The organism is Mesorhizobium sp. Root552 (assembly GCF_001427285.1).
Classification (GTDB): domain Bacteria; phylum Pseudomonadota; class Alphaproteobacteria; order Rhizobiales; family Rhizobiaceae; genus Mesorhizobium.
This window is the reverse complement of record NZ_LMFV01000056.1, coordinates 1-25,127: the sequence shown is the minus strand read 5'-3', so window position 1 is coordinate 25,127 and position 25,127 is coordinate 1. Positions and strand designations below refer to the sequence as shown.

General features: G+C 61.0%; 17 protein-coding genes and 1 pseudogene. 6 read left to right on the top strand and 12 right to left on the bottom strand.

Annotation, left to right across the window (positions count from 1 at the left end; all coding sequences use genetic code 11):
• The first annotated feature begins 58 nt into the window (after positions 1-58).
• From ASD50_RS17755 to ASD50_RS17730, 6 genes are all read left to right on the top strand, one after another.
• Entirely contained in the window at positions 59-8,620 is an 8,562-nt protein-coding gene (locus ASD50_RS17755) for a GH36-type glycosyl hydrolase domain-containing protein (protein ID WP_056244021.1), read from the top strand.
• A 253-nt stretch (positions 8,621-8,873) separates the two neighbouring features.
• Positions 8,874-10,655 carry a glucan ABC transporter ATP-binding protein/ permease gene (locus ASD50_RS17750; RefSeq protein ID WP_056244018.1) on the top strand — a complete coding sequence of 594 codons (1,782 nt, stop codon included), beginning with the start codon at positions 8,874-8,876 and terminating at the stop codon, positions 10,653-10,655.
• 73 nt (positions 10,656-10,728) lie between these two features.
• On the top strand, positions 10,729-11,484 hold the full coding sequence (locus ASD50_RS17745) for a heme ABC transporter permease (protein ID WP_056244730.1): 756 nt from the start codon (positions 10,729-10,731) through the stop codon (positions 11,482-11,484).
• Between the two features lie 57 nt (positions 11,485-11,541).
• Positions 11,542-12,228 (top strand): D-lyxose/D-mannose family sugar isomerase, encoded by a 687-nt coding sequence (locus ASD50_RS17740; RefSeq protein ID WP_056244015.1) that lies wholly within the window; start codon positions 11,542-11,544, stop codon positions 12,226-12,228.
• 60 nt (positions 12,229-12,288) lie between these two features.
• Positions 12,289-12,897: a class I SAM-dependent methyltransferase gene (locus ASD50_RS17735; protein ID WP_056244012.1), complete on the top strand. Its 609-nt coding sequence runs from the start codon at positions 12,289-12,291 to the stop codon at positions 12,895-12,897.
• A gap of 105 nt (positions 12,898-13,002) precedes the next feature.
• Positions 13,003-13,395 carry a GFA family protein gene (locus ASD50_RS17730; protein ID WP_056244010.1) on the top strand — a complete coding sequence of 131 codons (393 nt, stop codon included), beginning with the start codon at positions 13,003-13,005 and terminating at the stop codon, positions 13,393-13,395.
• A 229-nt stretch (positions 13,396-13,624) separates the two neighbouring features.
• Here the strand turns inward: ASD50_RS17730 and ASD50_RS17725 are convergent, their stop codons facing one another.
• From ASD50_RS17725 to tnpA, 12 genes and pseudogenes are all read right to left on the bottom strand, one after another.
• The gene (locus ASD50_RS17725) at positions 13,625-14,443 is read right to left on the bottom strand and encodes an MBL fold metallo-hydrolase (RefSeq protein ID WP_056244007.1); all 819 of its coding nucleotides are present in this window, start codon (positions 14,441-14,443) and stop codon (positions 13,625-13,627) included.
• A 2-nt stretch (positions 14,444-14,445) separates the two neighbouring features.
• On the bottom strand, positions 14,446-15,240 hold the full coding sequence (locus ASD50_RS17720) for a TatD family hydrolase (RefSeq protein WP_056244005.1): 795 nt from the start codon (positions 15,238-15,240) through the stop codon (positions 14,446-14,448).
• Positions 15,240-16,790: a methionine--tRNA ligase gene (gene metG, locus ASD50_RS17715; protein WP_056244002.1), complete on the bottom strand. Its 1,551-nt coding sequence runs from the start codon at positions 16,788-16,790 to the stop codon at positions 15,240-15,242. The genes ASD50_RS17720 and metG overlap by 1 nt, the downstream gene beginning before the upstream one ends.
• Positions 16,791-16,877: 87 nt before the next feature.
• Positions 16,878-17,930 carry a DNA polymerase III subunit delta' gene (locus ASD50_RS17710; protein WP_056243999.1) on the bottom strand — a complete coding sequence of 351 codons (1,053 nt, stop codon included), beginning with the start codon at positions 17,928-17,930 and terminating at the stop codon, positions 16,878-16,880.
• The gene (tmk, locus tag ASD50_RS17705) at positions 17,927-18,601 is read right to left on the bottom strand and encodes a dTMP kinase (RefSeq protein WP_056244725.1); all 675 of its coding nucleotides are present in this window, start codon (positions 18,599-18,601) and stop codon (positions 17,927-17,929) included. Before tmk ends, ASD50_RS17710 begins: the two co-directional genes overlap by 4 nt.
• Positions 18,602-18,710: 109 nt before the next feature.
• Positions 18,711-19,856 carry a D-alanyl-D-alanine carboxypeptidase family protein gene (locus tag ASD50_RS17700; protein WP_200952434.1) on the bottom strand — a complete coding sequence of 382 codons (1,146 nt, stop codon included), beginning with the start codon at positions 19,854-19,856 and terminating at the stop codon, positions 18,711-18,713.
• Between the two features lie 148 nt (positions 19,857-20,004).
• The gene (locus ASD50_RS17695; RefSeq protein ID WP_056243997.1) at positions 20,005-21,246 is read right to left on the bottom strand and encodes a septal ring lytic transglycosylase RlpA family protein; all 1,242 of its coding nucleotides are present in this window, start codon (positions 21,244-21,246) and stop codon (positions 20,005-20,007) included.
• A 653-nt stretch (positions 21,247-21,899) separates the two neighbouring features.
• Positions 21,900-22,131, bottom strand: a pseudogene (locus ASD50_RS17690) (transposase); the annotation flags it as partial.
• 222 nt (positions 22,132-22,353) lie between these two features.
• Positions 22,354-22,578 carry a hypothetical protein gene (locus ASD50_RS17685; protein WP_056243996.1) on the bottom strand — a complete coding sequence of 75 codons (225 nt, stop codon included), beginning with the start codon at positions 22,576-22,578 and terminating at the stop codon, positions 22,354-22,356.
• A gap of 2 nt (positions 22,579-22,580) precedes the next feature.
• Entirely contained in the window at positions 22,581-24,164 is a 1,584-nt protein-coding gene (gene tnpC / locus ASD50_RS17680) for an IS66 family transposase (RefSeq protein WP_056244718.1), read from the bottom strand.
• Between the two features lie 111 nt (positions 24,165-24,275).
• On the bottom strand, positions 24,276-24,623 hold the full coding sequence (gene tnpB / locus ASD50_RS17675) for an IS66 family insertion sequence element accessory protein TnpB (protein WP_056243994.1): 348 nt from the start codon (positions 24,621-24,623) through the stop codon (positions 24,276-24,278).
• Positions 24,620-25,009 carry an IS66-like element accessory protein TnpA gene (gene tnpA / locus ASD50_RS17670; protein WP_056243992.1) on the bottom strand — a complete coding sequence of 130 codons (390 nt, stop codon included), beginning with the start codon at positions 25,007-25,009 and terminating at the stop codon, positions 24,620-24,622. Before tnpA ends, tnpB begins: the two co-directional genes overlap by 4 nt.
• Positions 25,010-25,127: the final 118 nt, after the last annotated feature.

Below are 25,127 nucleotides of genomic sequence, written 5' to 3'. Positions count from 1 at the left end.
TTATGAACGCAATTGCGCCGACGAGGCAGCACCTGCGTTCCCGTCGCATGGATTATTAATGAATATTCAGACCAGCCCAGACCGTTTGCAACGAACAAGCTCCACGTTTCCAGCCGCTCCGGAAGCACCGATCCGTTCGCAATTTTTTCAGGAAGAACGCCTGCGCAGCCTTGGCGAGAGCATTGCGCAGGGCGAGGTCGATGATTTTGCAGGCATTGCCACTTTCGACTTCCAGGCCCGAATCCGCGAAAGCGCGAAGAAAATCCTGGAGGTCTATCGTTCCACCAATGCGGCGCAGGCAAAGGGCGAAACGGTGACGCCGGCAGCCCAGTGGCTGCTCGACAACAATTATCTGGTCGAGGAAACCATCTACCAGATCAAGCGCGACCTGCCGCGCCGCTTCTACCGGCAACTGCCGACGCTGAAGCTGCCTGACGGCACCAGTGTTCCGCGGGCACTCGTTGTTGCATGGGCCTATGTCGCGCATTCCGACAGTTCCGTCTCAGCGCATATGTTCAAGTCGATCGTCGAAGGCTTTCAATCCGTGGAGCCGATGAAGATCGGCGAGCTATGGGCGCTGCCGTCGCTGCTGCGCTTCGTGCTGGTCGAGAACCTGCGCCGGCTGGCCGTACGTGTCAGCAGGGCGCGCGACATGCGCCTCATCGCCAATGAAGTGGCAGACCGCGTGCTGGCTTCCGCCGAAGGTGGCGCGCGCCAGGATCTTCTCGCCAAATACGGCGCCCATGCGCAGGACACCACTTTCGCGACCCAACTGCTCTACCGCCTGCGCGACGGCTCCCAGAATGCGGGCAGGGCGCTGGAATGGCTTGAAGGCGAACTGGAGAAAACCGGCTCGGACGCCGAAGAAATCATCATCGCCGAACACCAGACCTTGTCGAGCGGCAACGTCACCACCGGTAACATCATTCGTGGCCTGCGCCTGATAAACGACGTCGACTGGACCGTCTGGTTCGAGGACGTCAGCAAGATCGACGTGCTTTTGCGGGAGCGCACTGATTTCGCCGCGCTCGATTTCGCTTCGCGCGACCAGTACCGGACGGCAATCGAGGAACTCGCGCGCCGCTCCGACAAATCGGAATACAGCGTCGCCGAGATCGCTACGGACCTCGCCAAATATTCGCCGCACGCAACCGCCGCGTCAGTCAGTGAAGCGGCTCCAGCTTCTACCGACGTTGGTTTCTATCTGGTCGGCCCCCACCGGGCGGAACTGGAAAGCGCTATCGGATATCATCCCGGCTTCGGCCAATGGTTGAAGAGGGCGTTCCGCAGGACCGGATGGCTTGGCATCTTCATCCCGGTTTTTGCGCTTACGGCACTGCTTCTCTACCTCACCGGCAACGCTCTTGCGGCCCTTGGCTTGCCGGTTTCGGCCATTGCCTTGATGCTGGTGCTGTTCGCCGTGCCGGCCAGCGAGGGCGCGTTGGCTTTTTTCAACACGGTCGTGCTGTTGTTCCTCAAGCCGACGCGGTTGATCGGCTACGAGTACAAGGACGGGGTTCCGGAAGACGCGCGCACGCTTGTCGTGGTTCCTTCGCTGATCGGGTCGCGCGACGATGTCGAGGAAAATATCCGCAACATCGAAGTCCACTACCTCGCCAACACCTCGGATGAACTCTACTTCGCCTTGCTATCGGACTGGCCGGACAGCAATAGCGAGATTGCGCCCGCGGACACCGAAATCCTCGATTTCGCGCGCATGCAGATTGCCCGGCTAAACCAGCGCTACCCGTCACAAGGGGCGCCCCGGTTCCACCTGTTGCACCGCCGCCGGCTCTACAACCCAGGACAGGGCAAGTGGATGGGCTGGGAGCGCAAGCGCGGCAAGCTGCACGAACTGAACCTGCTGTTGCGCGGCGACAGCGACACCACCTTCATGCCGCTTGATGCGCCGCTGCCCGAAAACGTCGTCTATGTGATGACGCTGGATGCCGACACGCGCACGACGCGCGACGCCATTGCCAAGCTGATCGGCAAGCTGTGCCACCCGCTGAACCGGCCACATTACGATACTGCGAAAAGGAAGGTTTCCGCTGGCTACACCATCCTCCAGCCGCGCATCACGCCCTCGCTTACGACAGGCGATGAAGCCTCGTTCTTCCAGCGTGTATTTTCGGCGAACCGCGGCCTCGATCCGTACGTCTTCGCTGTTTCCGATCTCTATCAGGACGTGTTCGGAGCAGGCTCCTTCACCGGCAAGGGGCTTTACCACATCGATGCTTTCGAAGCCGCCTTGAAGGACCGCTTCGAGGAAAATACCATCCTCAGCCACGATCTGATCGAGGGCTCGCTGGCGCGCTCGGCGCTGGTCACCGATGTCGAACTGGTCGAGGACTATCCGACCCGCTATTCGGTCGATGCCTCGCGCCAGCATCGCTGGGCGCGTGGCGACTGGCAGTTGCTCAACTTCATCCTCGACCCGCGCTCGGGCGTGCCGGCGCTGTCGCGCTGGAAGATGGTCGACAATCTGCGCCGGACGCTGACCCCGATCTTCTGGGTGATGGCTGCGATTGCCGGATGGACATTGCTGCCGTTCACCCAGGCCGCCCAGTGGCAGGCGCTTTTGATACTCAGCCTGTTCATGGCGCCGACCTTCGATATCGTCAACGCGATCCTGCCCAAGAACCGCGATGCGACGCCGCGCGGCCATTTCTCCGCCCTGGCGCACGACGTCGCCTTCGGAACGGCGCTGGTGGCGCTGAAGATCGTGTTGATGGCGCATACCGCCTGGATGATGGGCGACGCGGTGGTGCGCACGCTTTACCGGCTGTTCGTAAGCCGCAAGAACCTGCTCGAATGGCGCACCGCTTCGCAGGCCCACAAAGGCGGCGGCAACGACCTCGGCTCCTACTACAGTTCGATGTACGGCGCAGTTATCATCGGCGTCGTCGGCCTGGCCATTCCTGTGTTCGATGACTCGACCGGGGCTTTCGTCGCCTTCTTCTTCGCGCTGTTCTGGATCGGCTCGCCCGCATTCGCGTGGGTGATCAGCCGCTCGGCGGAAACCGAGGATCGCCTGCACCTGTCGGCGCGCGACATGCATGCCTTGCGCATCGCGGCGCGCCGTACATGGCACTATTTCGAAAATTTCGTCACCGACGAGCACCACGACCTGCCGCCGGACAATTTCCAGGAAAGCCCGGTTCCCGTGGTGGCGCCGCGCACCTCTCCGACCAACATTGGCGTCTATCTTCTGTCGGTCGTATCCGCGCGCGATTTCGGCTGGATCAGCCTCGCCGATACCATCAATCGCATCGAAACGACGATGACGACCATCGAGAACATGCCGCGTAATCGCGGGCACCTGTTCAACTGGTACGACACCAAGACCCTGAAGCCGCTGCATCCGCTCTATATTTCGAGCGTCGACAGCGGCAATCTGGCCGGCCACCTCGTAGCGGTAGCGGCGACGTGCGCGGAATGGGCAGAGGCGCCGTCGGTGCACCTGCAAGGCGATTTCGGAGGCGTCCTCGACGTAGTGGCGATCCTTTCAGAATGCCTCGACGAGTTGCCCGACGACCGCCGTCAACTCCGCCCGTTGCGGCAAAGGCTGGCTGATCGGCTGGATGGCATGCAGCGCGCTGTTCGCACCATCAAGGCGCAGCCGGAAATGGCATCCATCCGCACCATCAACCTGTCGGTGCTTGCCGGGGAAATCCGCAAGCTGGCGGCAGCGATCCACACGGAAGTCGGTTCGACGCAAAGCGACATCATCGTCGATTGGGCGGCGCGGCTGGAGGCGACCTGCGAAGCGCACGTTCATGACTCGCACAGTGACGAGAAGGCGGTGGAACTGCTGCGCGCCAGGTTGCAGAAACTGCGCGAGCGCACCCGCCGCTTCGCCTTCGAGATGGATTTTTCCTTCCTTATGCGCACGGAACGCAAGCTGCTCTCCATCGGCTACCGCGTGGAAGAGCATCAGCTTGATGAAAGCTGCTACGACCTGCTGGCCTCGGAAGCGCGCCTGACCAGCCTTTTCGCCATCGCCAAAGGCGACCTGCCGACCGAACACTGGTTCAAGCTTGGTCGACCGATCGTCGAGATCGGCTTCCGTGGCGCGCTGATCTCGTGGTCGGGCTCGATGTTCGAATATCTGATGCCGCCCCTGGTCATGAAGGAGCCGCATGGCAGCTTGCTCAACCAGACCAGCAAGCTCGTCATCAAGCGGCAGATGCAGTACGCGCGTTCCAAGAACATCCCATGGGGAATTTCCGAAGCCGCCTACAACGCCCGCGATCGCGAACTGACCTATCAGTACACCAATTTCGGCGTACCGGGCCTCGGCCTGAAACGCGGCCTTGGCCAGAACACGGTCATCGCGCCATACGCGACAATCCTAGCTGCCCAGTTCATGCCGCGCGAGGCGGTGGAGAACCTGCGGCGGCTGAAAGGCATCGGCGCCCTGGGCCGGCACGGCTACTACGACTCGGTTGACTTCACGCCGCAGCGTGTGCCGGAAGGCGCGGATCACGCCGTGGTGCTGAACTATTTCGCCCACCATTCGGGCATGTCGATCGCAGCCGTTGCCGACGCCGTGTTCGAAGGCCGTTTGCGCGACAGGTTCCATAGCGATCCCGTCATCGAATCCGCCGAACTCTTGCTGCAGGAAAAGGCGCCGCGCGAAATTCCGGCAGACACCGTCCGTACGGAGGCCGAGGAAAGGCCGGCGCTGGACGAACCCGAAACGCAGAGCCTCGATACGCGCATAATCCTCGACCCGGCATGGGCGCTTCGCTCGACGAGCCTGATGTCCAACGGCCATTATTCGGTGATGCTGGCCGCCACGGGTTCGGGGTACAGCCGCTGGGGCGAATTGGCCGTGACGCGCTGGCAGCCCGACCCGACAGAGGATCGGCTGGGCTCCTACATCTTCTTGCGTGATGCCGATACGGGAGACTGGTGGTCTGCCACCGTCGAGCCGAAACAGGCTCCCGGCGAGGTGACTCAGACCCTTTTCTCCGACGACAAGGCAAGCTTCATCAAGACCGTGCGCTCGTTGCGCTCGGAGGTCGAATGCATCGTCATTTCCGAGGGCAATGGTGAGGGCAGGCGCGTCACTCTTTACAACGATGGCGCGACCGACAGGCATATCGAGGTGACGTCTTTCGCCGAGCTGGTGCTTGGATCCGAAGCTGCGGACAACGCCCATCCGGCGTTCTCGAAAATGTTCATCGAAACCGAGATTGCCCCGAACAACGGGGCCATCTTCGCCACCCGTCGCAAGCGCGACCAGAAGGAGCCGGATTTCGCGGCCGTGCATTTCGTCACCGATCCGTCAGGTCTGGCGCGGGATACCGAAGCAGAAACCGACCGGCGCGCCTTCATCGGGCGTGGCCGAACCATTGCCGATCCTGCGGCCATGGACACGGGCGTTCGTCTTACCGGAAGCACCGGATTCACGCTTGACCCCATTGCGGCGCTGCGACGCCGGGTCCGGGTGCCGGCGAACAAGAAAATCTCGCTGACCTTCTGGACCTGCGTGGGAGCGAACCGGACGGAGCTCGAGGATGCGGTAAACCGGCTTGACCATCCCGAAAGCTTCGCCAGACAGGCAATGCTTGCCTGGACCCGTTCGCAAGTGCAGACCCGGCACCTGGGGCTGAGCCTCGCAGACGCTGCTATCGGGCAGCAGCTTGCGCGCTATCTGATCTATCCCGATTCCAACCTGCGGCTGCCATCCGAGGCGATCATCTCGGGCCTCGGCAAGCAATCCAGCCTGTGGCCAACCAGCATATCCGGCGACTATCCGATCTTTGCCCTGCGCATCGATGACGTGGCCGACCTTGAGATCGTGGCGCAGGCACTGCGCTTCCAGGAGTACATGCGTGCCCGCGGCATGATGGCCGACCTCGTAATCGTCAACGAACAGGCATCGTCTTACGTTCAAGACCTACAGCAAGCCATTGATTCACTTTGTGAAAATAGCCGATTGCGAGGCACGGAACTCGGACCCCGCCAGCATATCTTCGCAGTACGGCGGGATTTGATGGATGAGCCCACCTACAGGACCTTGCTGGCCTCGGCGCGGGTGGTCTTGCACACGCGCAATGGCACGATTGCCGACCAGATCGAGCGTGCGGAAATAACGGCGCTGCAGGCGCGAGATGCGCTTCATGCGGGCAAGCCGGCCATTTCCCGTGATCTTGCAACCGCTTCCTCCGGCACTACCTCGCTCTCGCGAGATATTCCAAGTGACGGAACCGGCTTGTCGAATTGGAACGGCTTTGGCGGATTCAACGATGACGGGCGCCACTATGTCGTGCGGCTGACCGGCAGCAAGACCACGCCCCAGCCGTGGATCAACGTCATTTCCAACGAAAGCTTCGGTTTCCATACCTCGGCTGAAGGTGCCGCCTTCACGTGGAGCCGCAACAGCCGTGACTACCAGTTAACGCCGTGGTCCAACGATCCCGTCACGAACCGACCTGGAGAGGGCATCTACATTTACGACCATTCCAGCGGCAAGGCGTTTTCCCCGATGGCCGCGGTGGTCCGCGACCCGTCCATGACCTACGAAGCATGGCACGGGCAGGGATTCTCGACTTTCCGGTCGCAGCGCGGACCTTTGTCGATGGATCTGACCCATGTCGTCGATCCAGTCGATCCCGTTAAGCTCTCGAGGCTGCGTATCCAGAATTCCGGGTCGAGCGCCGTTAGGTTGCGCATCTATTCCTATGCGGAATGGGTTCTCGGCACACACCGTTCGCGCACGGCCGGCACGATCATTCCATCGCAAGACGCTGCTACCGGCGCTCTTTTCGCCATCAACCCGTACAATCTGGATTTCGGCGGGCGCGTTGCATTCCTTGCCGGCGATGCCAAGCCGCAATCGGTAACCGCAGACAGGCAGGAATTCCTCGGTTCGGGCGGCACAACCCTTGAACCTTATGCAGTCATGGCTGGCGCTGCGTTGTCGGGGCGGATCGAGGCAGGAGACGACCCCTGTGCGGCGATTGCGCGCGATATCGAAGTGCCTGCAAACGGCGACGTGACGCTGGTATGGCTTCTGGGTGACGCCGCATCAGCCGCCGAAGCCTCGGAACTGATCAAGCGCCACCGCGACAAGGACTTCGACAAGCGGCTGGCGGACAACGAAACCAACTGGCGCGGCTTCCTCGACACCATCCAGGTGGAGACGCCGGACAAGTCTCTGGACGCCATGGTCAACCACTGGCTGCCGTACCAGAGCGTAGCCTGCCGCATCCGGGCCCGCTCAGCTTTCTATCAGGCAAGCGGCGCGTTCGGCTTCCGGGACCAGTTGCAAGACACGCTGGCCCTGCTGGCACATGATCCGGGCCTTGCGCGCGATCAGATCCTGAATGCCGCCCGGCGGCAGTTCCCCGAAGGCGACGTGCAGCACTGGTGGCTGCCGCGCACCGGGGCAGGGGTCCGCACGATGATTTCGGATGATGTCGTATGGCTTGCCTATGCCGTTGCCTACTACATCGCCGTGACGGGCGACCGCGCGATCCTGAAGGAAAGCCTGCCGTTCATCGATGGCGAAAAGCTTGCCGAAGGCGAGCACGACGCCTTCTTCACGCCGGAAGCCACCAAGACGACAGCATCGCTCTACGAGCATTGTGCGCGCGCACTCGATCTGGCGATCAAGCGCAGCAGCGCGAATGGCCTGCCGCTGATCCTGGGCGGCGACTGGAACGATGGCATGAACAGCGTCGGCGACGAGGGCAGGGGCGAGAGCGTTTGGCTGGGCTGGTTCCTGCTGAAGACGCTCGGCGACTTCGCGGCAGTTGCCAAGGCCGAGGGCGATACCAAGCACGCCCAAGCCTGGCAGAAACACGCGAGCGTGCTGAAGCGCGCCTTGGAAAACACAGCGTGGGATGGCCAGTGGTATCGGCGCGGCAGCTTCGACGATGGCACGCCGCTCGGGTCGAGAAGCTCCGACGAATGCAAGATCGACTCCATTGCACAATCATGGAGCGTGCTTTCAGGCGAGGGCGATCCTGCCCGTTCGCAGACGGCGATGGATCAGGCGCTGGATCTGCTTGTCGATGACGAGTTGAAGATCATGAAACTGTTCACGCCGCCCTTCTCGAAGACCGACAAGGACCCCGGATATATCAAGAGCTATCCACCGGGAGTGCGTGAGAACGGCGGCCAGTACACCCATGCCGCGACATGGTTCGTCATCGCTCTGGCCGAAATGGGGCGCGTTGACGACGCCTACCGCTGCTTCTCCATGCTCAACCCGGCCATGCATTCGACAGACGAGGCAATGGCCGAGCGCTATCGCGTCGAGCCATATGTGGTGGCGGCCGACATCTACTCCGGCGACAAGGGCGGGCGAGGCGGCTGGACGTGGTACACGGGTTCTGCCGGCTGGCTCTATCGTGCCGCGATCGAGGCGATCCTCGGCATCCAGCGGCGCGGAACGCGCATTGAAATCAACCCGCGCATCCCAAGCCATTGGGATGGTTATTCGGCAACGCTCAATATGTTGGGCTCTCGCCAGAATATCCGCGTCGTGCGCACCAAGGGCGCCAAGGCCGTCTCGCTTGAAGTGAACGGCGCCAAGGTAAAGGGAACATCGTTCGATATGGGCAAGGCCGCGGAAATGGAGGTCGTGGTCCGAATTCCATCGTGACTTCACGGCTCCCTCATCAAATGTGACTAAAATTGTGGCAGTGGCGCGCCGCTGCCATTATTTTGCCGCATGATGGGCATTTCACCTTTTTTCTCAAACCGTTAGGTGATCACGCCAGATTTCTTTCCGTAGCCATCTTTTGTTCGCGAAATGGGAACTGAAGGGATATGGAGGCATTGTTTTGCGGCGCATCGATCGATACGTGTTTCGGAAATGGTGCATTGCACAATGAGCGATTTCGCGGAGTAAGCGAGTGTCCCTTCTGCAAGTCTACTGGCGTGCTCTCGGCTATCTTGCCGCCGACAAGAAGCGGGTTGCCCTGATCTGCGGCGCCAACGTCACTTTGGCAATCGTTGCAATTCTCGAACCCATCCTGTTCGGCCGTGTCATCGACTCGATCTCCGAACACATCAACGTCGTTCCGGCGCTCGTCATGTGGGCAGGGCTGGGCGCGTTCAATATCGTTGCCTTCGTGCTGGTCGCGCGTGGCGCCGACCGTTTCGCGCATCGGCTGCGCAGCGATGTGCTTTGCACCTCCTTCGAACGCGTCATCACCATGCCGCTCGCCTGGCATCACGAGCGCGGCACCTCCAATTCCCTGCATACGCTCCTGCGCGCGGTGGAATCGCTCTTCAGCCTGTGGCTGGAATTCATGCGCCAGCACCTGTCTACCGCGGTTGCACTGGTCCTGCTGGTTCCAACCGCTTTGACCCTGGACCTGCGCATGTCGATGGTGCTGCTGGTTCTTGGCGCGCTGTATTTCTGCATAGGCCGGCTGGTCATGCGCAAGACCAAGCAGGGGCAGGCGAGTGTCGAACAGCACTACCATAAGGTTTTTGCTCATGTGACCGACTCCGTCAGCAACGTCGCCGTTCTCCAGAGCTACAACCGCATCGGCCACGAGACAGAATCTCTCAAGCGCTATGTGCGCAATCTGCTGAATGCCCAGTATCCGGTTCTGGACTGGTGGGCGCTTGCCAGCGCATTGCACCGCCTGTCTTCGACGATCTCGATGATGGTAGTGCTGCTGATCGGCTCTTACCTTGTCATGCGCGGGCAGTTGCGCATCGGCGACGTCATTGCGTTCACCGGTTTCGCGACGCTTCTCATCTCCAAGCTCGACCAGATCTCCGCCTTCGTGAACCAGATTTCCGAGGCGCGCGCAAAGCTCGAGGATTTCTACCGCATGGAAGATTCCTCCCGCGAGGTTTCGGAACCGGCCGGCTTGCGCGAGCTTGGTGGAATTACCGGCCATGTGCGTTTTGAAAACGTCGGCTTCGAGTTCGCCAACTCAGGGCAGGGCGTGGACGAGGTCTCGTTCGAGGTTCACGCTGGCCAGACCGTTGCCATCGTCGGCCCGACGGGTGCGGGCAAGACGACGCTCATCAACCTGTTGCAGCGCGTGTTCACGCCGCAGCGTGGCCGCATCCTCATCGACGGCGTCGATACCCGCACGGTGACCAATCGCTCGCTGCGCCATTCGATTGCAACGGTGTTCCAGGATGCCGGCCTGCTCAACCGGTCGATCGAGGACAACATCCGCATCGGCAGGGCAGAAGCCACGTATGACGAGATCCACGCTGCAGCCGACGCTGCTGTCGCTCAGGATTTCATCCTTTCGAAATGCGGTGGCTACGACACGGTCGTGGGCGAGCGCGGCGGGCAGTTGTCCGGCGGCGAGCGCCAGCGTATCGCCATTGCACGCGCCGTGCTGAAAAACGCGCCGATCCTCGTTCTGGACGAAGCGACGAGTGCGCTCGATGTCGAGACCGAAGACCGCGTCAAACAGGCGATCGACGAGTTGCGCCGCGGCCGCACCACCTTCATCATCGCTCACCGCCTGACCACCGTGCGCGACGCCGATCTTGTCGTGTTCATGGACAAGGGCAGGGTGGTCGAGATGGGCGGCTTTGCCGAGCTTTCCCTGCGCAATGGCCGCTTTGCCGCCCTGCTGCGCGCCGGCGGCCTGCTCAATGACGAGGAAGTCCGTCGCCTGAGCCGTATTTCTGCGGTCAAGGAAGACGCAGCAGCCTGACGGGCTTGTGATCGGGAAAGCTCCCGGTCACTGATTGCTCGAATCCCAGCCTCGGTCTATTAAGCAGGGGATGATGAGCAATACACGTACGCGCTTCGCCAACTGGATCGACCTCGCCAATCCCACGCGCTTCGTCGCGTTTGCCGACCGGATCGTGCCGTGGCTGGCAGGTATCGCGTGCGTGCTGCTGGCTGTTGGCCTCTATATGAGCTTTGCAGCACCTGAGGACTATCAGCAGGGCTCGACGGTGCGCATCATGTACATCCATGTGCCGTTCGCCTGGCTGGCGATGATGTGCTACGGCCTGATGGCTGTTTCAGCTCTCGGCACGCTGGTTTGGCGCCACCCGCTGGCCGACGTCGCGCTGAAATCGGCGGCACCTATAGGCGCTGCCTTTACCGCACTTGCACTGATCACCGGCTCCATCTGGGGCAAGCCGATGTGGGGAACCTGGTGGGTGTGGGACGCGCGCCTGACGTCGGTTTTCGTGCTGTTCCTCATGTATCTCGGCATTATTGCGCTGACCCGCGCGCTTGATGATGTCAGCCGCTCCGCCTGGGCGGCCGCGATCATCACGCTTGTCGGCTTCATCAATATTCCGATCATCAAGTTCTCGGTCGAGTGGTGGAACACGCTCCATCAGCCTGCCTCGGTCTTGCGCATGGATGGCCCGACCATCGATCCGAGCATGCTGTGGCCGCTGCTTGTCATGGCGCTTGGCTTCACCGTTCTCTTTTTCGCACTGCACCTGACCGCGATGCGCACTGAAATCAGCCGGCGCCGCATCGCCTCAATGCGCAGGCTGGCGGCCCGCAACAGCGACGCCTGAGATAGAACTTCACTTTATAGTGGCCGTCAGAACTCTGGCGAAGGCGCGGAAGCAATCATGAAGCGATCAACGATCAACTCAATCATCCGCGAAGCGGACACGTTCATCCGATCGTTCGGCTATATCATGCCGCCTTTCGCCTATTGGACGCCGAAGCAGATGAAGGAACGCCAGCAAAGCTCGGCGGGCATCTTCGATGCGCGTCTCGGCTGGGACATCACGGACTACGGGCAGGGCAAGTTCGATGAGCTCGGCCTTTTCCTGTTCACGGTGCGCAATGGCCGTTTTGAGGACATGAAGAAGGGAGCAGGCATGCTCTATGCCGAGAAAATCATGATCTCGCGCAAGGATCAGCTTTCTCCGATGCACAGGCATGTCATCAAGGCCGAGGACATCATCAATCGCGGTGGCGGCAAGCTGGTGCTGGAACTGTTCATGCCGGATGCGGAAGGCGGCATCGATCCGAAGGCGGAGGTTTCGGTTCCCGTCGACGGCACGATCCGCAAGCTGCCGGCGGGCGGTTTGCTGAAACTCGATCCGGGTGAAAGCGTAACCCTTCTGCCCGGCGTCTGGCACGCATTCTGGGGCGAGGGCAAGGACGTGCTGATCGGTGAGGTCTCGACGGTCAATGACGACCTGACAGACAACATCTTCAGGGAACCGATCGGCCGGTTTTCCGATGTCGAGGAAGATACCGCGCCACTACATCTGCTGGTTTCCGACTACCAACGCTGGATCGGATAAGCCTCCATAATCTCATCGGGATCGTGCCGGAAATCGCAACCGCCAACTGCGCGAGTTTGGATGGAAGATATTCTGGAAGGATATGCGGCCGCGGCAACGCCTGCGCTGATTGGGCGATATGAGTCGTTCGATTTCGAGAGTCTCTACGCGCCAGTACTCGACCTGATGCCAAAATCGCCGGCGAGAGTTGCAGATATCGGTTCTGGAACGGGCAGGGACGCTGCATGGCTGGCTGATCGCGGCCACCGGGTGCTTGCCGTCGAGCCGGTCCAACAGCTTCGTGAGGCGGGTATCAAGCTGCACCCGTCAGCCAACATAACATGGCTGGATGACAGGCTTCCCGAACTTGAAAAGCTGGAGGCGCGCGGGCCGTTCGACATGGTGCTGTTGTGCGGCGTATGGCAACACCTCGATGAGCAAGCGCGTCGCACGGCGATGATCGCCCTAGGCCGGCTGGTCGCGGCCAACGGGATTTTGATCATGTCGCTACGCCACGGGCCGGGAGCGCCGGGCCGGCGTGTTTTCCCGATATCGCCGCAAAGCACCGTCGCGACGGCCGGCCATTCAGGCTTCAGTGTTGTGCGCCAGTTGGAGGCTGACTCCATCCAGCCTGAAAATCGCGCTGCGGACGTTTACTGGACCTGGCTTGCTTTCACGAAAGGCCAATAGAGCCGACAAGTGTCACTACAGACCTGTCTTCCGCGATACCCGATGGCGGTTCCCAGTGGCGGTTCATTGTAGACATGCTACCGGCGTGATTTGGAGGAGCTACGTATGGACCGATTTTTAGGCGGTTGTCAGTGCGGCAATGTCCGCTTTGTGGCGTCCGGAGCGCCTTACCGGGTCGGCATCTGCCATTGTCTCGATTGCCGCAAACATCACGGAGCCTTGTTTCACGCTTCGGCCGTTTTCCCTGAGAGCGCAGTAAGAGTAGACGGCGAGACGCACGATTACAAAGGACGCCATTTTTGCCCGACGTGTGGTTCGTCGGTTTTTGGGCACAGCGCAGACGAAATCGAGGTGAACCTCGGCTCGCTGGATGAACCCGACCAATTGAAGCCAACCTACGAACTCTGGACCATCCGACGTGAATCCTGGCTGCCGCCGTTTCCGCTCGCGAGACACTATCAGCGCGATCGTGATGCCGCAGGGCGCACAGAGGAGTAGGCGGCTCGACCGATCACCAGGGCGCCGCGCCAGTCACGTACCAAAGTCGCATAAGATAGATTATGGAACAATTGGCAATCCAGAAACTGGGCTTTTGGGGCGTTTAGTTTGTGTAGCCCCAGTAGATGCCGAGGACCTCAGCGCCAGCAACGCCGCGCTTACCTGCTGTATGCGGACTGCAGTGTTGCCGTTCCATGAGCGATGCGCGGCGCGTCAACTCATGCGCCCATCAATTTGAATCGTAAGGCAGTTCGATGATCATGCCATCATAGGCAGGCTCGACATGCGCCGGCGTTTCCGCGAGCACCGTCGCGTAGTCCAACGGCACGTGCATGTGCGTAAGCACGGCCTTGACCGGCGTCAGCTTGTCGATCCATTCAAGCGCTTCGCCGAGCGAAAAATGGCTTGGATGCGTCCTGTACTGCAAAGCATCGATGATCAGCATGTCCAAGCCTTCCAGACGCTTTGCCGTCGCTACGGGAAACGCGCTGACGTCGGGGCAATAGGCCAGGCCGCCGATCCGGAAGCCAAGTGATACAATGTCACCGTGCACCTGTAGCAGCGGCTCAAAGGTGAGGGCGCCGCCCTCGCCTTCAATCACAACCGGCCTGTCCTGCTCGATGGTCCGCGTCCAAAGGATCGGCGGATACGAGCTGCCGGCCGGTGTTTCGAAACAGTAGCCGAATGCCTCGCGCAGACGGCCCATCGTGTGACGATCGGCATAAATGTCGATCAAACGCTTCTGCTCGAGGACGTAACCACGCAGATCGTCGATGCCGTGGATATGGTCAGCGTGCGGATGCGTATAGAGCACCGCATCGATGCGATTGACGCTCGCCATCAGCATCTGCGACCTGAAATCCGGCCCCGTATCGATGACGACAGTCGTTTTCCGTCCGCTGGCCGAAATGCGCTCGACCATGGCGGATGTCCGCATGCGGCGGTTCTTTGGATTGTGCGGGTCGCAATTGCCCCAGTCACCGGTTATGCGAGGCACGCCGGGCGACGATCCGCATCCCAAAATCGTCAAGCGCAGCCGGTCGGACACGTCTAGCCACCTTGCCTGTCTGGGCGCGGCATCTTCTTGAATAACCTGAAGAAATTCTCGGTGGTAAGAGCGGCGATTTCGTCGTCGGTAACGCCTATTGTCTCCGCCAGCACCTTTGCCGTGTGCGCAACGAATGCCGGTTCGTTGCGCTTGCCGCGATGCGGCACCGGCGCAAGATAAGGTGCATCCGTTTCGACCAGCAGCCGGTCGTGCGGCACGCCGGCTGCGATTTCGCGAAGCTCAGCCGAATTCTTGAAGGTCACGATGCCCGAGAATGAAATATAGCCGCCCAAGGCGACGCCCACCTCCGCCAACCGCCTGCCTGACGAAAAACAATGCAAAATGAAGGGGAACGCACCCTTCCCCGTCTCGTCCTCGAGGATCATGGCGACGTCGTCGTCGGCGCTGCGTGCATGGATCACAAGCGGTAGACCTGTTTGGCGCGCAGCAGCGATATGCGTGCGGAAACCCTGGACCTGGGCCTCGCGTGGCGCATAGTCATAGTGGTAGTCGAGCCCCGCCTCGCCGATTGCCACGACCTTGGGGTGCTTGGCCAACTCAACGAGCTTTTCCGCTGTTATATCAAGCTCTTCGCCCGCATTGTGCGGATGCGTGCCGACTGAGCAAAAAACTTCATCGAATGTCTCAGCAATTTCAAGTATTTGCGGAAACTTCCTGACCCGGGTCGAGATTGTCACCATCAGGCTAACCCCGGCTGCCTTGGCGCGGGCGACAACAGCCGCCCGCTCCTCGGCAAAGTCCGGAAAATCAAGATGACAATGGCTGTCGACAAGCATCAGGCGCTGGCTTCCTGCTCGACATAGCGCGGAAACACTGGCTGTGGCGCCGGCAATGCCGTACCAGTCGCCAACGCGTGTGCCTCCGCGACATGCGCAAAGCTCCTCGCATCTTCGGCTACCGCCAATATATCGAGCAACTTCGCCGCAGAGCCCGGAATGTAGGGCTGGCATAGGATCGCCACGCGCCGGATCGTCTCGGCGGTTACCCACAGCACCGTTTCCATGCGCGCCGGATCGGTCTTTTTCAGCGCCCACGGCTCCTGCGCCGCGAAATAGCGGTTGGCTTCGGCAACCACCGCGAAGATAGCCGCAAGCGCATGGTGGATCCCCTGCTCCGCCATTGCCTTGCGCGCGATGGTAAGCGCTTCGCTTGCCTGGTCGAGGATAGCCTTGTCGGCATCCGCCAGTTCGCCGCGCGCCGGCACCACGCCACTGCTGTTCTTTGCAATCATCGACAACGACCGCTGGGCAAGATTGCCGAGATCGTTGGCCAGATCGGCGTTGGTGCGGTTAACGATCGCCTCGTGGCTATAGCTGCCGTCCTGCCCGAACGGCACTTCGCGGAGGAAGAAGTAGCGCACCTGATCGAGGCCATAGTGTTCGACCATGGAGGAAGGATCGATGACGTTGCCCAACGACTTCGACATCTTTTCCCCGCGGTTGAACAGGAAACCGTGCCCGAAAACCCGCTTCGGCAATTCGATGCCAGCCGACATCAGGAAGGCCGGCCAGTAGATGGCGTGGAAGCGCACGATGTCCTTGCCGATGATATGGGCATCAGCAGGCCAAAAGCGCCATTTCTCGTCCTTTTCATCAGGATAGCCTATACCCGTGATGTAATTGGTGAGCGCGTCGACCCACACATACATCACGTGTTTCTCGTCTCCCGGCACAGGCACGCCCCAATCGAAGGTGGTGCGCGAGATCGAAAGATCCTTCAGGCCGGACCTGACGAAACTTGCGACTTCATTGCGCCGTTCGGCGGGGCCGATGAAGTCGGGCCGGTTCTCGTAGAGCGCCAGAAGCTTGTCCTGGTAGGCCGACAGGCGAAAGAAATAGCTTTCTTCCTCGACCCACTCGACAGGCGTTCCCTGCGGGCCGTAGCGAACATTGTCCGCGCGGACCTCGGTCTCTTCTTCACCGTAGTAGGCTTCATCGCGCACCGAATACCAGCCGGCATAGCCACCCTTGTAGATGTCGCCGTTTGCCGCCATCGCCTTCCAGATGGCTTGCGACGCAGCGTAGTGGCGTTCCTCCGTGGTGCGGATGAAATCGTCATTGGAGGCATTCAGAGCGGTCGCCATGCGCTTGAATTCCGCGGCATTTCGGTCGGCGAGCTCGCGTGCCGAAATGCCTTCCTTCTTGGCCGTCTGGAGCATCTTGATACCATGCTCGTCCGTGCCGGTGAGGAAGAACACATCCTTGCCGTCAAGGCGCTGGAAGCGCGCCAGCGCATCGGTGGCGATCAGTTCGTAGGCATGGCCGATATGCGGCTTGCCATTCGGATAGGAGATCGCAGTGGTGATGTAGAAAGTGTCGCGTGACATGAAATGGACCGTATGAACCTGCGGGGAGGAATGGGCGGTGGATATCGTATCGGGGCAGCAATTGCCATCCCGAAGCAAAGCCGAGCATCACATTCGCAGCGCAGAATTCAGGCGGTCGATCATCGTCAGTGCGTGTTGCTTCTTGTCGAGATTGTAGGTTTCGGTCTCAATTATCGCGTCGCGCGCATTCTGCCAAGTGTCTGTCAGCGCTTTGGCGCGGCCGAGATCGCCCGCAAGGGCGGCTTCGCTGGCGCTGCTCGACAAAAGATCAAGCGCACGGCGATTGAAAATGTCGAAGGGTATGGCCCGGTCGCGGCCGGCGACAGCATCGGCAAGGCGATGCGCCTCGCCCGTATTCGCGCGCCTTGAGCGAACAAGCGTATCCAGCGCGTCGGCTATTTCCAGTCCACCATACTGGGTGAGCAGGATCGCATTGCGCACGCTGCCCCCTGCCCGCTCGGCCAGCGAGGTTTGTGCGGAAGGCTCTTCACCAGCCATGTCCATGCCCCCAAGGACATTCACAAGGTCAGCCCTATCCAGCGGTGAAAGCCGCACGATCTGGCACCGCGAGCGAATGGTGGCCAAGAGCGATCCCGGTGCGTGCACCACAAGAATGAACAGGGTGCGTGCCGGCGGCTCCTCGAGGCTCTTGAGCAAGGCGTTGGCAGCACTTGTGTTCATGTCGTCGGCTGGATCGACGATGACAACCCGGTAGCCGCCATCATGGGAGGTCAATGACAGGAAACTGCTGACCTTGCGAACCTCGTCGACGGTGACCACAGATTTGTAGGTCTTGGTCTTTTCATTGTACGGCCGGGTGAGATGCAAGACTGAGGGGTGTGCGCCCTGGGCGATCTGCCGAAATAAGGGCGAGGCAGGGTCCGGCACCGCAAGCGTGTCAGGCGATGTCTCACTACGCGGGTATTTCAGCAGGTGATTTGCAAGGTGGAACGCCAGCGTCGCCTTGCCTATGCCTACCGGTCCGACAAAGATCAGGGCATGGGGCATCTTGCCGGCGCGATAGGCGGCGACCAGCATGTTTGCCGCCTCCACGTGGCCGACAAGCCGAGGCATTTCCGACGGCTCCGGCACACCTTCCAGCGTGTCGTGCTGCTCAGGCGCGATGCGCTCGAAAATCATGCTGGCGCCGCCTGCTTGATGCCGGCTGCCATGCGCGCTTCCAGCCCGCCGAACACCGCCGCAGTGATGGCATCCTCCACTTCGCCTGGGGATTTCGAAGCATCGATCACCACGCAGCGCTCGGGCTCTGAAGCGGCGATCGCGAGAAAGGCTTCGCGCCGCTGTTGATGGATCGAAACCTTTTCCTTTTCGAAGCGATCCGGGACGTCATTGGGTGAGCGGCGAACCGCTGCCCGCTTCAAACCCTCGGCGGGATCGATGTCGAGGATAAGCGTCATATCCGGCACCATGCCGTTGATGGAAACCTGCTCAACGACCTCCATGAAAGCCGGATCAAGTCCACCGGTCACGCCTTGGTAGACGCGCGATGAATCGACGAAGCGGTCGCAAAGGACGATCACGCCCCGTTCGATGGCTGGGCGGATAACCTGCTCGACATGATCCGAGCGGGCGGCGGCAAACAGCAACGCCTCCATCTTCGGCCCAAAAGATTCGGCTGCACCGGACAACAACACATGGCGGACCGCCTCCGCGCCCGGCGAACCGCCCGGTTCACGCGTAACCAGGATGGCATATTTCTTGGCACGCAGCTTCGCTGCAAGCCGCTCGATCTGGGTCGACTTGCCGGCGCCCTCGCCGCCCTCGAAAGTTATGAAGAACCCTTTTGCCACTGGCAGACGCATATCCTGTTGTCGTCTTCCTCATAGTGCGGGCAGATCGAAAGGTCCACGCTGACAAAGCAATCCGGGCAATCTGTGGAGCGATCCGCAGGCGCGCATATTAACGCAGCCAGCCGATGGCGAGTTCCTCGACCGCGTCGAGCGCTCGGCTCTGCAGCGTGCCAACCTCAACGGTTTCGGCGGCAAATAGCGGAGTTTCCTGGCTCAAAGTATCGCCAATCCATACCTTCAACGTGCCGACCGGCTGGCCTTCCTCCACGGGTGCCGAAAGCGGACCCTGATAGATGATGCGGGCGGTCACCTTGTCGCGATTGGTGATCGGCAGGAAAATATCGATCGGCCCCTTGGCCTTGAGAGCAACACCGGATTTCGTACCGCCATAGACCTGCGCCTCACCAGCCACTTCGTCAGCGGCAAATATCTCGGTTTTCTCGAAGGAACGCAGCCCCCATTCAACCAGCTTGCGCGCTTCTTCGGCACGCTCGCGATCGGAAGTGAAGCCGCTCATTGCCGCGATCACCCGTTTGCCACCCTGGCTGACCGAACCCACGATGCCGAAGCCATTCTGCTCGCTTGCACCGACCGCCAATCCATCCGCGCCGATCTCCATGGCTAGAAGCGGGTTGCGGTTGCGTTGAGAAATCTTGTTCCAGGTGAAGTCCTTTTCGCCGAGATAGCGATAAAGATCCGGATATTCGCGCCACAGATGATGCGAAAGCTGCACCAATTCCCGAACCGTTGTCATCTGTCCTTCGGCGGGCAAGCCAGTGGAGTTGACGAAGGTCGACTTTGCGAGGCCGATTTCGCGTGCACGCTCGGTCATCTGCAAGGCGAAATTGATCTCCGACCCGGCAAAGCCTTCCGCAATCACGATGCAGCCGTCATTGGCAGACTGCACGGCAATGCCGCGGATGAGGTCCTCAAGGCGTATGGCCGACTTTACCGCCGCAAACATCGTTGAGGTTCCCGAAGGCGCGCCTCCTGTACGCCAGGCGTTCTCGCTGACGACAAAGGTGTCCTCACGCGTAAGCCGGCCCGACTTGATGGCGTTGAAGGCCAATTCCAGTGTCATCAGCTTTGCAAGCGAGGCCGGCTGGATGTTGGTATCAGCGTCTTTGGAAAACAGCACCGTGCCGGTTTCGGCATCGATCATGAAGGCTTGCGTTGCCTTGGTTTCGAACAACTGCGCGGCAGCTTCGTTCAAGGTCGCAGCCATGAACAGCACAACAGCCAACAAACCGGCCATCGGTGCGCGCAAACCATTTATCATAGAAGAATTGCCCTGTTCGGTCGTAAGCCACCCGGCGGGTTGTGGGAAGCTAGCAGCCCCCTGCCCTGCAAATCAACCGATGATGACAACTGCTAGGCACCCGACATGCAAGCCGATAGCCAGATCAGTTGCGCACCACCAGCGCATCCGGCGCGCCATGCGTCCATGCTGCTTCGAGCATTGCGTCGAGCCCGGCCTTGCCGTTTGAATAAAGATTAACCGAGTGCCATGTCTTGCCGTCGAGTTCGGCCTTCTGGATCTCGACCTTGCCGAATGCCCGAAGCTGGTTTGCCACGCGCATAGCATCGGCTGAATTCTCGCAGGAACCGGCGGCGACATAGTCGCCAGTTGGAGCCGCATCAGTGGATGCAGCCGCATTCAGACGCTTCCAGGACGCGGTTACGTCTGCGGACGTCATCCTTGCGGTGCCTAGCGCTGCAAAGGCGCCTCCCGCCCGCTCGATACGCTCGTCGGCGTAAGAAAGCGTCGCGATGGCAAACGGTGTCTGTTCAGGCAGGTTCATGTCCGGCCGCTGCGGAACGATGGGCCCGAAATCAGGCAGTACGACGTAGCCAAGTGCCGGTGCCTGCGCCGTCATGAAAGTCGGCTGGGCAGGTGCAATGTCGACAAGCTGTCCGGGAAACGGCACTGCGGGCGCGTCGACTACCGAGCTTGGCGTCGAGCCGTTCATGGCGATCATGACGCCGGTGGGTAGTCCGACCGAAGGATCGTGCGGGCGGTTGCCGGGATTGTAGGAGGCCATCAGGTAATGGTCATCGTCGCCCTCAAGCGGTGCGCGCCCGATATAGTCAACCTTTACCTTGGCGGTTCCGATGCTGGCATAGTCGAGCATCTCAGCTGCGCGCTTGGAAAGGTCGATGATGCGGTTGCCGTGATAGGGACCGCGATCGTTGACGCGGACGATGACCGAACTGCCATTCGCCGTGTTGGTCACGCGAGCATAGCTGGGCAGCGGCATGGTGGGGTGCGCCGCCGTGAGATGCTCCGTGTCGTAGATCTCGCCATTGGCAGTGAGACGGCCGTGGAAGGCGTCGCCATACCACGAGGCAGAGCCTACCTTGGAATATTTCCGGTCTTCCTTCGGATAGTACCACTTGCCGGCAACCTGGTAGGGTTTTCCCAACTGGTCACGGCCGCCGCCCCGCCTGATGCCGTCGCGGCCGAATGCAACGCGCGGGCTGGCTTTGACGCCATATTTCGATTCCGGGAAATATTCCTTTGAGCGGGTTTGCTGCGCCACAGACTTCGGTTGCGGCGTCCCGCAACCGGCAAGCAAGGCTGCACATGCCGTAAACGACACGATGGTCATAGTGCGACGAAGACGCAGTCGCGCCACAGCCTGCATGTAAGATTATCCCCTGTAGGTTTCATCGTGAGCGTTGTTGCAACACACGCAACCGCCCCGAAAAAACTACCCGCTTCCTAAATCCGCACCCTCATTTGCGCAGGAATTGTTTATTTCCTTATTAATCGAATGTGACGGGAAACCGGCAGCATTGTGGCAAACGGCGGCATTTGCGCCCCATTCAGGGCAAGAGACGTTACCGGACCGCGCCTTGCGCCAGATGTTCAACCGCGACCTACTTGTTGCTTTGAAGCATAAGTTCGGTTGACGAAGTCCGTCAGCCAACGTTAAAGCGCTAGCTATGTTGGATGGGTGGCCGAGCGGTTTAAGGCACCGGTCTTGAAATTCGCTTAGAGCCGTATTTCCCTGTTATCAATCGTCCCGATGCGTATCGGAAAATCAGCTACTTACCGGTGCACCATCACCCACTTGTTATGTTGTGTACCTGATTCTGCTACGGAGTTCGGTAGCAAAATGGTAGCAAGATGTTCACCGGGCGTTCTACTCTTGGCAACTCAACATCTGCGCCGCTTGTTGCTGGGACATTGCCGAAATTTGAGCAACGTCATCGCGTTGGCTTCGGCCTTCGTAAATTATCCGAAATCTGGATAGTTTTCCCACGACCGCCCTTCTCGCCTTTCGGCTGGAGGCGCACCCTTGGCGGCCCAGCGCTGGAAGCGGTTGTAGAGCGTCCTCCTCGGGCCGTAGACCGTAGGCACATTGAACCAGCGTCCGCCCACTCCTGATGACTTGGACGATGCCGCTTATCACGCGACGGACATCAACGCGCGGTTTGCCTCGCGTGTCGGTCGGAAGGTATGGCTCAAGCTTCGCGAACTGCGCATCTGTCAGCCAGAATAGTCTCGATTCATCAACGGCCTCCATCTGGAGAATGTGAATCACGAAAGCCAACTCAAGGGAAGCCTTTATGGGTCCGGACCGTAGTACATATTGACTAATTTCAATCTATACCAACGTATTCATCCGGCGAGGGCCGCGGCAGACCTACTTCGTTGTGCTGCGGTGGATTTCGATGAGGTTGCAGAGGCTTTCGATGCCGAACTGTGAGAAGGCCATTGTATTCATCCGGCGAGGGCCGCGGCAGACCTACTTCGTTGTGCTGCGGTGGATTTCGATGAGGTTGCAGAGGCTTTCGATGCCGAACTGTGAGAAGGCCATGGTTCCGTCCGGGTGCTCCGGATCGTAGACCCAGATCAGCCCGTCTTCGGGCTCCATGCCGATGGCGATATCGGCGAGCCAGTCCACGTCCTCACCGAGATCTCTTGCGACGAGCGCCAAGGTCCGGACGGCGTGGACCTTGTTGATTTGCATCGTCAGGCTGCGATTGCAGTGGTCGACTGCGCGCGCCAGTTCCACGGCAGCAGTTCGTCAAGCCGATGGATTGGATGCTCGGCTACACGGGCAAGCACGTCGGCAAGCCAGGCCTGTGGATCGATGTCATTCATTTTCGCGGTCTGGATCAGCGTCGCCATGGCGGCGGCACGCTCGGCGCCGCGGCTGGAGCCCGCAAACAGCCACGCTTTTCGACCGAGGGCAAAACCTCTGAGCGCGCGCTCGGCGGCATTGTTCGACAGGCAGGCTCGCCCGTCGTCGAGGAACGACGCAAAGCTGTCCCAGCGCCTGAGCATGTAGTCGATGGGTTTGACGACGGTCGCCGAGCGCGAGAGCGTGACGCGCTGCTCGCCGAGCCAGGCGCGCAGGTCATCGACGAGCGGACGACTGCGCTCCTGCCGGATCTGGCGGCGCTCGCCGGCGCTCAGACCATTGATCTCGCGCTCGATGGCGAAGAGCGCGTCGATGCGCTTCACCGCTTCCAGAGCGATCGGCGACACAGGCGCGGTGCCGGGCCCGCGCCGTGCGCTCGCGGCGATGTCGGCGAGCTCAAAGAAGCCGCGACGGGCATGGGACCAACAGAGCGCCGACGTGACCGGCCCGCCCGGACGCGCGGGTTCGTAGAGCCCATTGTATCCGCCATAGGCGTCGGCCTGCAGGATGCCGCGCCAAGCCGCGAGATGCGCGTCCGGATGCTCTTGCCGCCGGTCGCGCGAGGCGAAGTAAAGCGCCGCCGGCGGATCGGCGCCACCGAAGGGTCTGTCGTCGCGCACATAGGTCCAGATCCGGCCCGTGTCGGTCTTGCTCTTGGCCAGGATCGGCACCGTCGTGTCGTCGGCGTGCAGCCTCTCAGCAGCCATGACGTGGCGGGCGATCAGCTCATGCAGCGGCTTCAGCGCCGCCGTGGCCGCGCCGACCTGGTCGGCGAGCGTCGAGACCGAGAGGTCGATGCCCTCGCGGCCGTAGCGCTCGCTCTGGCGGTTGAGCGGTTGATGCTGACCGAACTTCTCAAACAGCAGCATGGCCAGCAGGTTCGGCCCCACAAAGCCGCGCGGCGTCACATGGAAGGGCGCGGGCGGCTGCGTGATTGCCTCACACTCGCGGCAGGTGAACTTCTCCCGCACCGTCTGGATCACCTTCCACTGGCGCGGGATCACCTCCAGGGTCTCGGTGACGTCCTCGCCCAGCTTCGCAAGCTTCATGGAGCCACAGCACGGGCATGACGTCGGCGCTGCGATCACGACCCGCTCGCGCGGCAGATGCTGCGGGAAGGGCTTGCGGACAGGGCGACCGCGGCGCCCTGCAGGCAGTGACGCCTGGCGCGACATCGCCTCCGCCGCCAGCTCGTCCTCGGTCGCCTTCGCTTCGAGTTCCTCGAGCCGAAGTTCCATCTGGTCGATGAGGCGCACGGTGCGCTCGGAGCGCTGACCATAGAGCTCGCGCTTGAGCTTCTCGATCATCAGCTTCAGATGCGCGATCGTCACCTCGGTCGATGATGCTGCGGCCTTCGCGGCGAGGGCTTCGGCTTGCGCCTCGATCCTCGCCTGGCGCTCCGCCAGAATCATCGCATGCGCCGCCGCCAAATCGGTCGGCAGGGTTGGCGGCACGGGCGATTCAGCGGGCGCGTTCACAAGGCGATGGAATCACATCCGCCGTCAAAAACAAGGCGCAAAGCGCTATCCGATCGCAGTCGGACGCCAGGTCTCCACCGGATTACGCCAGTCGATGCCGGAGAGCAGGTAACCCATCTGCGCGGGCGTGATCGCGACGACGCCGTCGGCCGGCGACGGCCACAAAAAGCGGCCCTTCTCCAGTCGCCGCACATAGAGGCTCGCCGCCTGCCCGTCGTGCCAGATCACCTTCAAAAGATCGCCGCGACGCCCGCGGAAGCAGAAGACGTGGCCGCCGAGCGGATCGCGCTTCAAGACCTCCTGCGCCACCAACGCCAGCGAGGCGAACCCTTTGCGCATATCGGTGTGGCCGGTCGCCAGCCACACCTTCACGCCAACCGGAACCGGGATCACCTGAGCGCCTCGAGGCCTCGCGCCAACCTGAGCAGCACATCGATATCGACGCCGCCTTCGGCGATGACGCGCCGACCGACTGACAACACGATCTCGACCCGCGGCGGGCGATCCAGCATCGCTGCTGGACTGTGATCCTTGCTGCCCTGATCCAGCACCGGTGTCGGACTAAGCGGCACGGAATCCGGCGCAATCGACACCGGCAAAAACGCCGTGGGACTTTGCCGTTCATCGAGCCGCTCGCGCCATCGGTAGATCTGCTGCGCTTGGATGCCATGCCGCTTCGCCGTCGCGATCACGTTCCCGCTCGACAGCGCCTCGGTCACGACCGCGCGCTTCTCCTCCATGCTCCAGCGCCGGCGCCGGACATAGGTCTCATCATCCATGCAAAGCTCTCCAGCACCGCTGCCGGCAATGCTGCCGGATTACGAACGCGAAAAGCTGAACGCCGAAATACTTCTCAACAAGGCGGCCTACGGCGCATGCTTACCGGCGCATGCTTAC

What these genes read in the sequence shown, in the direction of transcription:
- ASD50_RS17740 (WP_056244015.1), top strand. Translation starts at nt 11,542, where the DNA reads ATGAAGCGATCAACGATCAACTCAATCATCCGCGAAGCGGACACGTTC.
- tnpA (WP_056243992.1), bottom strand. Translation starts at nt 25,009, where the DNA reads ATGGATGATGAGACCTATGTCCGGCGCCGGCGCTGGAGCATGGAGGAG.
- tnpC (WP_056244718.1), bottom strand. Translation starts at nt 24,164, where the DNA reads ATGATTCTGGCGGAGCGCCAGGCGAGGATCGAGGCGCAAGCCGAAGCC.
- ASD50_RS17745 (WP_056244730.1), top strand. Translation starts at nt 10,729, where the DNA reads ATGAGCAATACACGTACGCGCTTCGCCAACTGGATCGACCTCGCCAAT.
- ASD50_RS17720 (WP_056244005.1), bottom strand. Translation starts at nt 15,240, where the DNA reads ATGCTTGTCGACAGCCATTGTCATCTTGATTTTCCGGACTTTGCCGAG.
- ASD50_RS17700 (WP_200952434.1), bottom strand. Translation starts at nt 19,856, where the DNA reads ATGGCCGGTTTGTTGGCTGTTGTGCTGTTCATGGCTGCGACCTTGAAC.
- metG (WP_056244002.1), bottom strand. Translation starts at nt 16,790, where the DNA reads ATGTCACGCGACACTTTCTACATCACCACTGCGATCTCCTATCCGAAT.
- ASD50_RS17755 (WP_056244021.1), top strand. Translation starts at nt 59, where the DNA reads ATGAATATTCAGACCAGCCCAGACCGTTTGCAACGAACAAGCTCCACG.
- ASD50_RS17710 (WP_056243999.1), bottom strand. Translation starts at nt 17,930, where the DNA reads ATGATTTTCGAGCGCATCGCGCCTGAGCAGCACGACACGCTGGAAGGT.
- ASD50_RS17735 (WP_056244012.1), top strand. Translation starts at nt 12,289, where the DNA reads ATGGAAGATATTCTGGAAGGATATGCGGCCGCGGCAACGCCTGCGCTG.
- ASD50_RS17685 (WP_056243996.1), bottom strand. Translation starts at nt 22,578, where the DNA reads ATGCAAATCAACAAGGTCCACGCCGTCCGGACCTTGGCGCTCGTCGCA.
- ASD50_RS17695 (WP_056243997.1), bottom strand. Translation starts at nt 21,246, where the DNA reads ATGCAGGCTGTGGCGCGACTGCGTCTTCGTCGCACTATGACCATCGTG.
- ASD50_RS17730 (WP_056244010.1), top strand. Translation starts at nt 13,003, where the DNA reads ATGGACCGATTTTTAGGCGGTTGTCAGTGCGGCAATGTCCGCTTTGTG.